Source organism: Marinimicrobium sp. LS-A18, from assembly GCF_000463525.1.
GTDB classification, from domain to species: Bacteria; Pseudomonadota; Gammaproteobacteria; order Pseudomonadales; family Cellvibrionaceae; genus Marinimicrobium; species Marinimicrobium koreense.
The window spans coordinates 786,035-799,430 of sequence record NZ_AWEP01000005.1 but is presented as its reverse complement, the minus strand read 5'-3'; the positions used below and the strand labels follow the sequence as shown (position 1 = coordinate 799,430).

At 58.3% G+C, this 13,396-nt stretch carries 11 protein-coding genes; 9 read left to right on the top strand and 2 right to left on the bottom strand.

All coding sequences use genetic code 11. The features are described 5' to 3' along the window. Nucleotides 1-7 precede the first annotated feature (7 nt). Together N645_RS0111325 and N645_RS0111320 are read left to right on the top strand one after the other, a co-directional pair. Nucleotides 8-1,252, top strand: a complete 1,245-nt coding sequence (locus tag N645_RS0111325; protein ID WP_024461628.1) for an RNA polymerase sigma factor — start codon at nucleotides 8-10, stop codon at nucleotides 1,250-1,252. A gap of 147 nt (nucleotides 1,253-1,399) precedes the next feature. After that, a complete protein-coding gene (locus N645_RS0111320) occupies nucleotides 1,400-1,744 on the top strand; it encodes a YciI family protein (RefSeq protein ID WP_024461627.1) in 345 nt (114 codons plus the stop codon). Nucleotides 1,745-1,769: 25 nt separating this feature from the next. Here the strand turns inward: N645_RS0111320 and N645_RS0111315 are convergent, their stop codons facing one another. Then, nucleotides 1,770-2,744 carry a YafY family protein gene (locus N645_RS0111315; RefSeq protein ID WP_024461626.1) on the bottom strand — a complete coding sequence of 325 codons (975 nt, stop codon included), beginning with the start codon at nucleotides 2,742-2,744 and terminating at the stop codon, nucleotides 1,770-1,772. A gap of 157 nt (nucleotides 2,745-2,901) precedes the next feature. Here N645_RS0111315 and N645_RS17020 point away from each other — a divergent pair, with 157 nt between their 5' ends. From N645_RS17020 to N645_RS0111300, 3 genes are read left to right on the top strand one after another with little or no spacing between them, the layout of a single operon-like run. After that, nucleotides 2,902-3,432: a GyrI-like domain-containing protein gene (locus N645_RS17020; protein WP_193744973.1), complete on the top strand. Its 531-nt coding sequence runs from the start codon at nucleotides 2,902-2,904 to the stop codon at nucleotides 3,430-3,432. A 59-nt stretch (nucleotides 3,433-3,491) separates the two neighbouring features. Further along, the gene (locus N645_RS0111305) at nucleotides 3,492-4,418 is read left to right on the top strand and encodes an ABC transporter ATP-binding protein (protein ID WP_024461624.1); all 927 of its coding nucleotides are present in this window, start codon (nucleotides 3,492-3,494) and stop codon (nucleotides 4,416-4,418) included. Beyond that, a complete protein-coding gene (locus tag N645_RS0111300; protein ID WP_024461623.1) occupies nucleotides 4,415-5,176 on the top strand; it encodes an ABC transporter permease in 762 nt (253 codons plus the stop codon). Before N645_RS0111305 ends, N645_RS0111300 begins: the two co-directional genes overlap by 4 nt. A 71-nt stretch (nucleotides 5,177-5,247) precedes the next feature. Here the strand turns inward: N645_RS0111300 and N645_RS18185 are convergent, their stop codons facing one another. Then, entirely contained in the window at nucleotides 5,248-5,478 is a 231-nt protein-coding gene (locus tag N645_RS18185; protein ID WP_193744972.1) for a hypothetical protein, read from the bottom strand. Between the two features lie 434 nt (nucleotides 5,479-5,912). On the opposite strand from N645_RS18185, the gene N645_RS17510 reads away from it, so the two are divergent. From N645_RS17510 to N645_RS0111280, 4 genes are all read left to right on the top strand, one after another. Continuing rightward, nucleotides 5,913-7,949 (top strand): discoidin domain-containing protein, encoded by a 2,037-nt coding sequence (locus N645_RS17510; protein ID WP_024461622.1) that lies wholly within the window; start codon nucleotides 5,913-5,915, stop codon nucleotides 7,947-7,949. A 522-nt stretch (nucleotides 7,950-8,471) separates the two neighbouring features. Beyond that, the gene (locus N645_RS0111290) at nucleotides 8,472-9,869 is read left to right on the top strand and encodes a cellulase family glycosylhydrolase (protein WP_051174435.1); all 1,398 of its coding nucleotides are present in this window, start codon (nucleotides 8,472-8,474) and stop codon (nucleotides 9,867-9,869) included. Nucleotides 9,870-10,068: 199 nt separating this feature from the next. Continuing rightward, nucleotides 10,069-12,054: a glycoside hydrolase family 6 protein gene (locus N645_RS17780; RefSeq protein WP_024461620.1), complete on the top strand. Its 1,986-nt coding sequence runs from the start codon at nucleotides 10,069-10,071 to the stop codon at nucleotides 12,052-12,054. A 173-nt stretch (nucleotides 12,055-12,227) separates the two neighbouring features. Continuing rightward, nucleotides 12,228-13,373 (top strand): PD40 domain-containing protein, encoded by a 1,146-nt coding sequence (locus tag N645_RS0111280; protein WP_024461619.1) that lies wholly within the window; start codon nucleotides 12,228-12,230, stop codon nucleotides 13,371-13,373. Nucleotides 13,374-13,396 lie beyond the last annotated feature (23 nt).

Genomic DNA, 13,396 nt, shown 5'->3' with positions numbered 1-13,396 from the left:
GGGCAGCATGCTTGATCAGGGTTCCAGCCAGCAACAGCTCGCCGAGGTGTATCAGCGGGAGTCGCGCCGGGTACTGGCCACGCTGATCCGGCTGCTGGGGAGCTTTGATCTGGCCGAGGAAGCGTTGCATGACGCCTTTATGGCGGCGGCGACCCAGTGGCCTAATGAGGGAGTTCCCGATAACCCGCGCGCCTGGTTGGTGTCCACGGGCCGCTTCAAGGCGATTGATCAGCTGCGTCGACGAGCCCGCTTTGACGAGTCTCAGCAGGCGATTGCCGATACCCTGTATCAGCAGACCGAGCGCGACCTGCTTACCGATGATGACCGGATTGAAGACGACCGCCTGCGCCTGATCTTTACCTGTTGTCACCCCAGTCTGTCCCCCGACGCCCAAATCGCCTTAACCCTGCGGGAGGTCTGTGACTTGAGCACGGAGGAGATCGCCAGGGCCTACCTCACCACCACCTCGACCCTGGCGCAGCGCATTGTGCGTGCCAAACGCAAGATCCAGGCTGCGAAGATACCCTACGAGGTGCCGGGCCCGACGGCGTTGCCGGACCGGTTGCAGGCGGTATTGCAGGTCATTTACCTGGTATTCAATGAGGGTTACTCAGCCACCGCTGGGCCCGAGATTCAGCGTCGGGACCTGAGCGAGGAGGCTATCCGCCTCGGGTATCTGCTCCAGGAGCTTCTGCCGGACCCGGAGGTGCACGGGTTGCTGGGGCTGATGCTGGTCCATCACGCCCGCCGGAAAACCCGGACAACCCCCGATGGTGACTTGATCCTGCTCGAGGATCAGGACCGCAGTCGCTGGGACGTCGACGTTATTGAACAGGGCGCGAGGCTGGTTCGTCGAGCATTGAGCGAGGGCCCGGCGGGCCCCTACGCGCTGCAGGCGGCCATCGCGGCGCTCCACGCCGAAGCGCCAAGTTGGGAGGCGACCGATTGGGTGGAGATCGTCGGCCTGTACGACCTGTTGCTGCAGGTGTCGCCCTCGCCCGTGGTGGCGCTGAATCGGGCCGCCGCCGTTGCCATGCGCGACGGCTGGTCGGCGGGCCTGGCATTGATGGATCAGTTGCGTGATCAGGGCGCGCTAGCGGGCTACCACCTGTTGCCCGCCGCCCGGGCGCACCTGTTGGCGAAACTGGGGCGCGACCGGGAGGCCCGGGAGGCCTATGGCGAGGCCCTGGCGCTGGTTCAGCAGGAGCCGGAGCGACGCTACCTCCAGGGGCGTCTGAAGGCACTGCAATAACAACAGCCGGGATTTCGGAGTGGAGCGTTCACCCGGTGTCGAATTCACCGGGCCGGAAACGACTGATCACTGGTAGCTGAACGGTGCCCGACGGTGTAATCACGCGGGTTGCCACCTAACGTCTAGCCCTGAAAATGGAAACGTCCCATGAAATACCTTTGTCTTGTGTACAGTGATGAACAGGATCTCCACGGTCTGCCCGACAGCCCGGAAGATACCGAGTGCCACGCCTACGCTCAGAGCCTCGCCGAGCGTGGTCATATGCTGGCCGGCGAGGCGCTGGAGCCGGTTGCCACCGCGACCACCGTGCGAGTACGTGGCGAGCAGGTGAGTATCACCGACGGGCCCTTTGCTGAAACCAAAGAGCAGTTGGCGGGTTTTTATATGATCGACGCCAAGGATCTCAATGAAGCGATCACCATCGCCGCCGGTATTCCTCCGGCGCGGGTGGGCAGCGTTGAGGTGCGTCCGATTCGCCAGCTTCAGGTCTAGCGCGCTCTTCCGTGCGCCATGGCAGTCAGCGCGCCATGGCAGTATCCGGTTCGTACTGTTCGGCAATGGCCCGGCTGGTCGAGGCAATTCGGTGCCTGAGCTCTGTGGGGCCGAGCACCCGCGCGTCCGGTAAAAAACACATGACACGGCGGGTCGCGGTGTCCAGGTCGCTGGCGCGGAAGCCCGCCACCACCGATCCATCGGGGCGCTCCTCGAAGCTTTCCCAGCAGCAGCGGTAGTCCTGCGCCACGCTGGCGGTTTCGGCGGAGAAAAACAGCCGCACTTCGTAGGACGACTGACCTTCAAAGTGCTCGTCCAGGTACTGAGCCGGGTCAAATTCGGGTGGCTTGTTGAACGTCTCGGTGAGCCGCTCCATGGCCTGAATCCGGTCGACCCGAAAGGACCTCATGGCCTGGCGCAACCGGCAATAGGCGATGCAATACTGTTGGCCCCAACTGTAGACCAGGACATAGGGCTCAATGGTCCGCCATTGAGGGGCGGGCTGTTGTTTTCCCTGATACAGAATCCGCACCTGAAAACCCTGCCGAACGGCCTGGTAGAGAGTCTCCAGTTGTTCCATATCGAGATTGGGGTTGATCCGCGGAATGCCCTGGGTGATGAGGTTGCCACGAGCCCAGGCGATTTCTTGCAGTTGTTCTTCCGGCAGGACGTTTTCGATTTTGGTCATGGCGCTCAATGCCGCCCCCCGGAACAGCTTGCCCCACACGTACTCAATCAGCCCAGTCCCCAGGTGTACCGCAACGGCTTCTTCCGGCGAGAGCATCAGTGGTGGCATGCGGTAACCGCGCACCAGGGAATAGCCGCCCTGGGCACCGCGCTCAGCGTACACCGGAATACCCATGTCCTCGAGCATGACGATATAGCGCTGAACGGTGCGCGCCGAAACATCCAGTGCTTCGGCCAACTGTGAGGCTGAGCTGTTGGGGTGGCGCTGCAGATAAGCAATCAGATTGAACAGGCGTGTCGCGGTATTCGCCATGGGGCTGACCCCTCAATTTTGGTTCGTCGTCATTGTGGAGGCGATGTACGTCAAATAATGTCGTATTTGTCCGGTAAATTCCATGGCTTCGGTAACGGGCTGTCGATCTGTGGGGGGGGCAGACGACAACATCGATGACAATGAAGGGGACTCATCCATGACAGGTATGCATTTTTTCAAGGCGCCCGCTACGGCCGTTCCCGGGCTGCTGGGAGTGGAGTCGCTGTCAGGATTTCGGCTGGTGGGGCTGAGGCGAAAAATCCAGGGATTACCATCGACCGCGATTCCGGGGTTCTGGGAGAAGTTTTCGCCCTACCGGGGCTGGATTCCGGATCAGACCGATAAACACAGTTATGGCGTGTTATTACCCGCGGCCGACTCGCCGGATGGTTTCGACTATATGACCGCGGTGGAAGTGCCCGGTTTCCAGAGAATCAATGATGACTGGGATCGCCTGACGGTGCCGGCGCAGCGCTATGCGGTGTTTCTGCACCGGGATCATGTGTCGGAGTTGCGCCCGGCCCTGCACACCATTTTTGCCCATAGCCTGCCGGGGCTCAATTTAAGCCCCCAGCGTCGCAATGGCCCCCTGCTCCTGGAACGCTATGGCGCCGAGTTTGATTTTCGCACCGGGTGGGGCGGTATCCAGATCTGGGTGCCCCTGCAGGAAGAGGTGGTCGGGGCGTAGTTCTGGCCGGCGTTACCCCGTACACTGGCGACTTACCAGGGAAACCATCAGGAGTACTTGTGCAACCGATAATCTCAGTTCAGGGCCTGAGCAAGGTATACGGATCGGGCTTTCAGGCGCTGACGGATGTCAGTCTGGACATCAACCCCGGCGAAATTTTCGCGTTACTCGGGCCCAATGGCGCCGGTAAAACCACGCTGATCAGCATCATCTGTGGCATCGTCAATCCGACCAGCGGTCGAGTGTTGGCCGATGGCCACGATATCGTGAAAGAGTACCGGGCGGCCCGTCAGAAAATAGGCCTGGTGCCGCAAGAATTGGCAGTGAATATTTTTGAAACCGTATGGAGCACGGTCAGATTCAGCCGGGGCCTGTTTGGCAAGCCACCCAATGATGCGTTCCTGGAGCAGTTACTGAAAGATCTGTCACTGTGGGATAAAAAAGACAGCCGGATCATGGCGCTCTCCGGTGGCATGAAGCGTCGGGTTCTGATCGCCAAGGCCCTGGCCTATGAGCCGCGTATTCTGTTTCTCGATGAGCCCACCGCCGGTGTGGACGTCGAGTTGCGCCGGGATATGTGGCGGATGATCCGTCAACTGCGCGACAGCGGCGTGACGATCATTCTCACCACCCACTATATTGAAGAAGCCGAAGATATGGCCGATCGGGTGGGGGTCATCCAGCGCGGCGAGATCATCCTGGTGGATGAAAAAGCCGCGCTGATGCAGAAGCTCGGACAGAAACAGCTGACCCTTCAGCTCAGTGAACCCCTGCATCAGGTGCCGACCGCTCTGCCTGCGGAACAGACCACCTTGTCCGATGATGGTTATCAACTGACCTATACCTACGATGCGCAGGGTGATCCGGTGGCGGTTGCCCGGCTGTTACGGCAACTGGCCGAACTCAATATTGATTATCGGGACCTGCACACGTCCCAGAGCTCACTGGAAGATATTTTTGTCAGCCTCGTGGAGGAGCGCGCATGAACGGGTATGCGATTCGGGCGATCTATCTGTTTGAACTGGCGCGGGCCTGGCGCACCCTCATGCAGAGTATTGCCTCGCCGGTGTTGTCCACCTCGCTTTACTTTGTGGTATTCGGGGCTGCGATCGGCTCGCGCATGGTAGAGATCGACGGCGTCAGCTACGGTGCCTACATCATTCCGGGGCTGATCATGCTGACGGTGTTGAACGAAAGCACCTCCAACGCATCGTTCGGTATTTATATGCCGAAGTTCACCGGCACCATCTACGAGATACTGTCCGCCCCCGTTTCCGCTCTGGAGATTGTCATTGGTTACGTGGGCGCGGCGGCCACCAAGTCCATCATCCTGGGCGTGATCATCCTGCTGACCGCGAGGGTGTTTGTGGACTACTCCATCGAGCATCCCTTCTGGATGCTGGCGTTTCTGATTCTGACATCGCTGAGCTTCAGCCTGCTGGGGTTCATCATCGGTGTGGTAGCGGAGAGCTTTGAGCAGCTGCAGATCGTTCCCATGATGGTGATCACTCCTTTGGCGTTTCTCGGTGGCAGCTTCTATTCCATCAACATGCTGCCTCCGCTTTGGCAGACCATTACCCTGTTCAATCCGGTCGTGTACCTGGTCAGCGGTTTCCGCTGGAGTTTTTATGGCGTGTCCGATGTGGGAGTCGGGCTGAGTCTCACCATGATTCTGGTGTTTATGCTGCTCTGTCTCGGGGTCATCGCGTGGCTCTTCAAAACCGGCTATAAAATCAAGCCATGATGAGGGTGGCGGCGATCGTTCGACGGTGCCCATCTCGGAGGTTGTCGCGCCAAACCACAAAAATCGGGGTTTCAAGCAGGAAAGCCGAAGATTTTTTCCGTTTTATTCAATTTTTTAATTATAGAACGAGTGTTTTTATCGCCAAATGGTCTTGAAATGGCGACCTGATGCCTTGTTTTCTTATCAGGAAAAGAAATGTCAAGCATGTCTTTATATAACAGTTCACATTTTTGAGACGCCACCGCCCGATGGTTTACCGGTAAAAGTGCGACGCGGTTCCCCCGTCCGTAAGCAACATCCAAACTCCCGGTTATACACCTGTTTATTAAAACGACGATCTGGGCCTGTGTCCTTCCGGGTGCGGACTTTCATCACATGAGCGATGCTAATTGGTTAGCAGCTCAACCTATTTTACGCTGTGGTTGATCACTCGCTATCAATGCATATCGCCCCGCAAAGATTTCTGAAATTGTGAACTCCTTCCGTCGATTGACAGACGAAAAATGATCCCTATTCTTGCCACCAACGCGAATGGCTCCCGGGCCACTCGTTCTCTTTCAAAGCTATTTAACGGTCGGATGGATTCCATTTATGAATAGCTCCATGGGTTGCATCAGTAACTGGGTTATCGCTTCCTTCCGAAGTGCGGAAGGTGACGGCGGGAGTATGTCCGGCCGCACCTGACGCAACGCACCTCGAAAGTGAGCGGTAGCAATCAACACTTTCGAGGTATTCAATGAAATACATTGCTTCTGCCGTATTGGCCGCCGCACTGCTGGCCCCCGCCTATGGCGCGGTGGCTGCCGCGCCGTCAAATCTGGCCCTGGACAAGCCGGTGTCCGCCTCCTCCTCCCAGAACAGAAATCGTGATGCCGAGTTTGCCGTCGATGGCAATGTCGGTACTCGCTGGAGCAGCGATTTTTCCGATGGCAACTGGATCATTGTTGACCTGGAGAGTGTTTACGACATTTCTTCCGTGATACTTCAATGGGAAACGGCCTATCCCGAGCAGTACAATCTTGAGGTTTCGCTGGACGGCAGCAATTGGGAAACCGTCAGCGCCGTAACCAGCAGCAACGGCGGTGTCGACAGTTTCGCCATGACCCGGTCCGCGCGCTATGTTCGTGTCGAAAGCGTCAAGCGTGCCACCAAGTGGGGTGTATCCCTGTGGGAGCTGGAAGTTTACGGTGTTGAGCCCGAGCCCGAGCCCGAGCCCGAGCCCGAAACTGAACCTGAATCCACAACCGATTCCGAAACCACCTCAGGGGACGGCGCGAATCTGGCGTTAAACCAGACGATGTTCGCCTCCTCTTCCGAGAACAGCAGCCGGCTGCCCGAAGAGGCGGTCGACGGCGACATGAATTCGCGTTGGGCCAGCGAGTACGGCGAAGATCAGTGGATCGCCGTGGATCTTGGCGCGACCTATGATCTCTCCTCCCTGATTCTTCGCTGGGAAGTGGCGCACGCCGAAGACTACGATATTCAAGTGTCGGCGGACGCCAACGACTGGCAGACGGTCCAGTCGGTCACGAACAGCGATGGTGGTGAGGACGTTGTTGAGCTGAGCGCAACCGGTCGCTACGTCCGCATTCAGAGCGTACAGCGCGCCACCCAGTGGGGCATTTCGCTGTGGGAACTTGAGGTATATGGAGCGGAACCCTACGTTGCACCGGAACCGCAACTGGTGTCCGAGGGACGTCCGGCAACCGCCTCGTCCACCGAGCGGGATGCTTACGCGCCGGAAAATGCTTTTGACGGTAGCGGCAGTACGCGTTGGGCCAGCGTTTACGGTGATACCGCCTGGCTGCAGGTTGATCTGGGCGAGGCGCATCAGATCACCGGAATTAACCTTGACTGGGAAACGGCGTATTCCAGTGAATACCAGATTCAGACGTCCTACGATGGCCAAAGTTGGACAACGGTCGAGCACATTGTCGATGGCAATGGCGGTACCGATGAGCTCGTCGTCGACGGTCACGGTCGCTATGTACGCATGATGGGCCTGGCCCGGGCGACATCCTGGGGTCACTCACTGTGGGAAATGCAGGTGTTCGGTTATCCGGTCGACAGCGCCGACTCACCGTCCGATGGCACCGATGGCTCCACTGATGACGGTACCGGCTCCGAGACCGACACTGGCTCTGATACCGACACCGGCTCTGATGATGGCTCCACCGGTGATGGTTCTACCGGCGAGGAAGAACCCACTGAAGAGGAAACGGTGGATACGACGGCACCCACGGTGCCGGGTTCACTGAACGATACCGCGGTTGGCACCTCTTACGTGACCCTGTCCTGGTCGGAATCCACTGATAACGAAGCGGTGATGAGCTATGAGGTGTATCGCGATGGCGCCCGAATCACGGAACTGTTGGCGCCCGAGACCAGCTACACCGACACGGGCCTGTCCTCAGGAACCACCTATCAGTATTCGGTGCGCGCGGGTGATGCGGCGGGCAACTGGTCCGAAAACAGCACCACGCTGGTGGTCACCACCAACAGTGAGCAGGTTGTGGGTGACGGCGTGATCCTGGAGTGGACGACCCCGGATCAGCGCGAAAATGGTAGCTACCTGGAGCTGAATGAAATTGGCGGCTATGAAATCCGCTACCAGCAGGGCGCCGATGGTGAGTCTCAGTCGGTTGTGGTGAACGATGCGTACGCCACGTCTCATGAACTGAATCTTGCAGACGGAATCTACGAGTTCTCCATCGCTGTCTTTGACGTCAATGGCCTTTACAGTCAGTTTGTGCCGATTGATCCGGTTCCATAGAGCCTTGCGGTGCTGAAAGGCATCTGAAAAAAACGTTTTGACTTAGCCGGCCTCTGTGCCGGCTTTTTTTGTGTCGGATTAAACCACCTTTCCCACAGCTGTTAGCAAAAATTCAAATAACGGAAAATGTTATTTATTAGGAAACAGTTGCACTCAATCGCATCATTTTTGATTGAAACGACAGTGCTTCTGTGATCCATACCCCGCCTCGACGTTGACATTTTTGATTCGTGACACAGCACACGCTATTACGCGCCACGATCGCGTTTTCAGGATTGTCTTATGGTCAAAAAGTACTTTAGGGTGTCGCCGGCTCGGAGACAAAACGCGTTGCAAAGCATTCGATAAAGAGACGCGTTCGGTCACCGAAAATCATAAAACAATAAAACGCGCCGCCGTCCGGGACGACAATAGGTGCGACCGGTTCACGCTTGGGTAACGTTGAAAGCAATTTAGACCCGAACGTTTCAAACACTCGGGTTTTAACGTTGCTCCATTTCATAAAAGAAAGAGGCAAGAACCATGAACGCTATCAAGAAAACCCTCGCGTGCGCCGCTTTGGGTGCCAGTGCCCTGTCGGCTGCAATCGGTGTACAGGCAGGATTTCAGGTATCGGGAACCCAACTGCTGGATGGCAATGGCAATCCGTTCATCATGCGCGGAGTGAACCACCCTCACACCTGGTTTACCGGTCGCACCGAGCAGGCGCTGTCCGATATCGCCAGCGTCAACGCCAACACCGTCCGTATAGTGTTGTCCGATGGCCAGCAGTGGACGCGCAACAGTGCCGCCGATGTGGCGCAGGTGATTGAATGGTGTAAAGACAACGAGCTGATTGCGGTACTGGAGGTGCATGACGCCACCGGTTCTGGCGAGCAGGACAGTGCGGGAACGCTGGAAAATGTTGTCGACTATTGGCTCGACATCGCTCCGGTACTTGAGGGGCAGGAAGATTACGTCATCATCAATATCGCCAACGAGCCATTCGGAAACGGGGTGGCTGCGAGTACCTGGGTGGATCAGCATGTCGACGCTATCCAGCGCCTGCGCGAAGCCGGCCTGACCCACACACTGCTGGTGGATGCGGCGAACTGGGGACAGGACTGGCAGGGTGTGATGCGCGATAACGCCTCCACCGTGGCCGCCGCGGATGAGCGCAATAACACGTTGTTCAGCGTTCACATGTACGAGGTGTACCAGGACCGTTCCACTATTGAGAATTATGTGTCCACATTCTTGTCCACCCATAATTTACCGCTGATTGTGGGTGAATTCGGGGCGGATCACTACGGCAATGAGGTTGATGAAGCGTCGGTTCTGTCCGTGGCCGAAGACTATGGCATTGGCTATCTGGGGTGGTCCTGGTCGGGTAACAGCAGCGAAGTTGCCTCGCTGGATATCACGTTGAACTGGGATGTTGACAACCTGTCTTCCTGGGGCGATTTTCTGATCAACAGCAGTAACGGACTGCGCCAGACGGCCCAGACCGCGACGGTCTACGAAGGTCAAAGCTCATCGTCCAGTAGCGACGCCTCCTCAAGTTCCTCATCCTCAAGCTCCAGTATTTCAAGCAGCAGTTCCAGCAGTCATTCATCGTCCAGCAGCGCACAGCCAGGTGCTGGAGATTGCGAGTATCAGATCACCAATGAATGGAGTTCGGGGTATACCGGTGCCATCCGGTTGACCAACTCCGGTACGCAGCCCGTGGACGGATGGTCAGTGAGCTGGGAGTACAGCGACGGCTCACGTATCACCAACAGTTGGAACGCGGAGCTGTCCGGTAATAACCCCTACTCGGCAGCCAACCTCGACTGGAATGGTGTCCTGCAACCCGGACAGACCATCGAGTTTGGCTTTCAGGTCAACAAGGGGGGCGCGGATGCCCAAGTGCCCAGCCTGTCGGGCCCGCTGTGTGACTGAACGGATTAGTCGGGCGGCGCGGGTTGCAGGGCGTCGCCTGAGCTTGAATTGCGCGGGTCGGTGCGATCGCCCGCGCTTCCTGGCCTGTCAGGGAAACGACTACCGTCGGCGAAAGGTCGTCGGCGGACTCACCGGGAGGTGGTGGCATCTGCGACGCAGTACTTAACTTTCCAAGTACGTTTTAAGGAGATCCAATACAATGATAACGACAGTAAAAAAAGGCAGTGGTCTGGCGTTGCTGGGGTTGGCTATTGCCGCCGCCAGTCACGGCGCGTCAGCCGAATGCGCCTACTCGGTCAATAACGAATGGGATAACGGCTACACCGCCGAGGTCACCCTGACCAATGACGGTGCCAGCGCCGTCAGCGGATGGGATGTGAGTTGGACGTTTGACGCCAACCGCATGACCAACGGCTGGAACGCCCAGTTCTCTGGAAGCAATCCCTATACCGCCAGTGATATGGGCTGGAATGGCACGCTCCAGCCGGGGCAGAGTGTCAGCTTCGGTTTTCAGGTGGACAAAAACGGGGGCGCGGCGGAACAGCCGACGTTGGAGGGCGCGCTCTGTGAGGACGGTAGTTCGTCTTCCAGCTCGAGCTCCGAGTCCTCGTCGAGTGACAGCAGCGCGTCCTCAAGCAGTGACCCGGGCGGCGTGGGGCAGCAGTGCAACTGGTACGGCACGACTTACTCCCTGTGCGAAACCACCGACAGTGGTTGGGGCTGGGAAAACAATGAAAGCTGTATCGCCCGCAGCACCTGTGAGGCGCAACCGGACCCCTATGGGGTGATTGAAGGCGACGGGAGCAGCAGCTCTTCTTCATCGTCGAGCTCCTCCTCATCGAGCAGCGAGTCGTCCAGTTCGGACTCCTCCAGCTCTGAATCTTCAAGCAGTGACAGCAGCTCCAGCGAGAGCAGTTCGTCCTCCAGCAGCTCATCTTCCGATGGCAATTACACGCGTGTCGACAACCCATTTGACGGCACCACCCTGTACGTCGATCCGGTCTGGTCTGCAAAAGCGCTGGCGGAACCCGGTGGCGAGGCCATTGCCTTTGAAAATACCGCCGTGTGGATGGATCGCATTGGTGCGATCACCGACGGTATCGGCCTGAAAGGCCACCTGGATGAAGCGGTCAATCAGGGTGCGGACACCTTCATGTTTGTGGTGTACAACCTGCCCAATCGTGATTGTGCCGCGCTGGCGTCCAACGGCGAGCTGCGGATTTCGGAGAACGGTTTCGAAATCTATCAGCAGGACTATATTGCCCCAATCGTGCAACTCCTGGGTCAGCCGCAATACAGCGACCTGCACATCGTCGCCATTGTGGAAGTCGACTCCCTGCCCAATCTGGTCACCAACCTGGATGAACCCGACTGTCAGGAAGCGGCCGGACCCGGTGGTTACCAGGATGGCATTCAGCATGCGCTCAATGAGTTGAGCACCCTGCCCAATGTGTATTCCTATGTTGATATTGCCCACAGCGGTTGGCTGGGCTGGAGCGACAACTTCAGCGAGGCCGTTCAGCTTATCGGTAATACCATCAAAGGCACTGACAAAGGTGTGGACAGCATCGCGGGCTTTGTCACCAACTCGGCCAACTACACGCCGCTGGAAGAGCCGTATCTGCCCGACCCCAGCCTGCAGGTGGGTGGTCAGCCGGTTCGCTCCAGTTCCTTCTATGAATGGAACCCCTACTTCGGGGAAATCGAATTCGCGCAGGACTGGCGTCAGTCGATGATCCAACAGGGCTTCCCGAGTGACATCGGTATGTTGATCGACACCGGCCGTAACGGTTGGGGTGGACCGGATCGTCCCACGGGCGTGTCGTCCAGCACGGATCTGGATACCTATGTGGATGAGTCGCGCATCGACCGTCGTCACCATCGCGGGAACTGGTGTAACCAGCCCGGTGGTGTGGGCGAGCGTCCCCAGGCCAACCCGGCTCCGGGCATCGACGCCTATGTCTGGGTGAAACCGCAGGGTGAATCCGACGGTATCTCCGATCCGGATTTCGAGCCAGATCCGAACGATCCGGCCAAGCAGCACGATGGCATGTGTAACCCCAATGAAAACAACGAAGACGCCGGGGTTCCCACCGGAGCATTGCCCAATGCACCGCATGCCGGTCGTTGGTTCCCGGAGGCCTTCGAGCTGTACCTGCAGAACGCCTATCCGCCGCTGGATTGATGTTGCGCGGAAACAGGTGAAATTGACCGGCGGTGTTCCCCCCCCTTTCGCCGCCGGTCGCACACCACTGCCTTCGGGCGGTGGTGTGCTTCCCGATGTACGAATCGCAATAGAGGCGTCTCGCTTCTGTTTGCCAGCCAACAATCAGCCAGGCTTTGATTGAGCGTTATTGCATGAGTACTGAAAGTTTACGGTTTCAATATTCCCCTTGGTTTCAGTGCGCACTCGCTGCACTGATTCTGGTGCTGACTGGCCTGACGGGCTGTCAGACCACATCCCACGCGTCGGCCACAGTGGCCGGCCAACTGACGTTTGTACAGAAAAAGATGGGCCCGGTGACCCAGTTGCAGCGGGTGTCCCCGACCGGGAAAAGCGAACCGGTGCTGGTCAGCGAGCGCTGGCGGGATTTACAACCGCACTGGTCGTCGCAGGGAACGCTGGTGTTTATGTCCAACCGTCACGGTCGCGATCAGATTCATCTGGACAAAGATCGCGAACGCTTGCAGATCTTCCTGCTCGACCCCGGCAATGCCGAGCCCGAGCTCATCAGTGACACTGACGATAGTGCGGTAACGCCCCGCTTCAGCCCGACCGGGGAGGCGGTGGCCTACATTCACGCCCGGCCCGGGAACGCCGCACTGGAAGTAGTCGAGCTCAATGCGCGCGGCGCGACTCCGGTTACTCAGGCCCGGGACATTCTCGACTACGCCTGGGCTCCCGACGGACGTGCTCTTGCGGTGGTGGTGTTTGATCCCGGTCGATCGCGCCTGGAGTTTGTCGCGGCCCCGGGGAAGCGTGATCCCGAGCTGCCGGACCTGCAGCCAGAAGAGCGCGGCTCGGTCATTACCGGGGTGAGCTGGTCCCCCGATGGCTCCGCCGTGGCCTACATCGTCAACAGCCCGGATCGTGCCCGCCGGTTATATCTGTATGACCTGAAGACCGGGCAGCGTCGGCGTCTATCCAACCCGGAGCATCACGTACAGAACCCGGTGCAATGGTCGGCGGACGGTGAAGCTCTGCTCTATGCCGCGCTGGTGGATTTTGATTTCCATTACGACGAGGCGCAGCGCGAACAGGTGTACGAAGGCAGCATGCAGATTTTTCTCAGTGACCGGTCGGGCAATGCCCGTCAGCTCACTCAGGGCGAAGGCCGACATGGTGCGCCGGTGTTTTCCCCGGACGGGCGTCGCATCGGTTTTTTATTCGCCGAGACACTCGATGCGCGTACTTTGTCTGTGCGCACGATGGACCTCGAGGGCAGGGAGGTGCGTGAGTTACATCAGCGCGTCGCCCCCGAGTCGTTACTGCAATGGAACTGAACCGCCAACAATAATCGGAGATA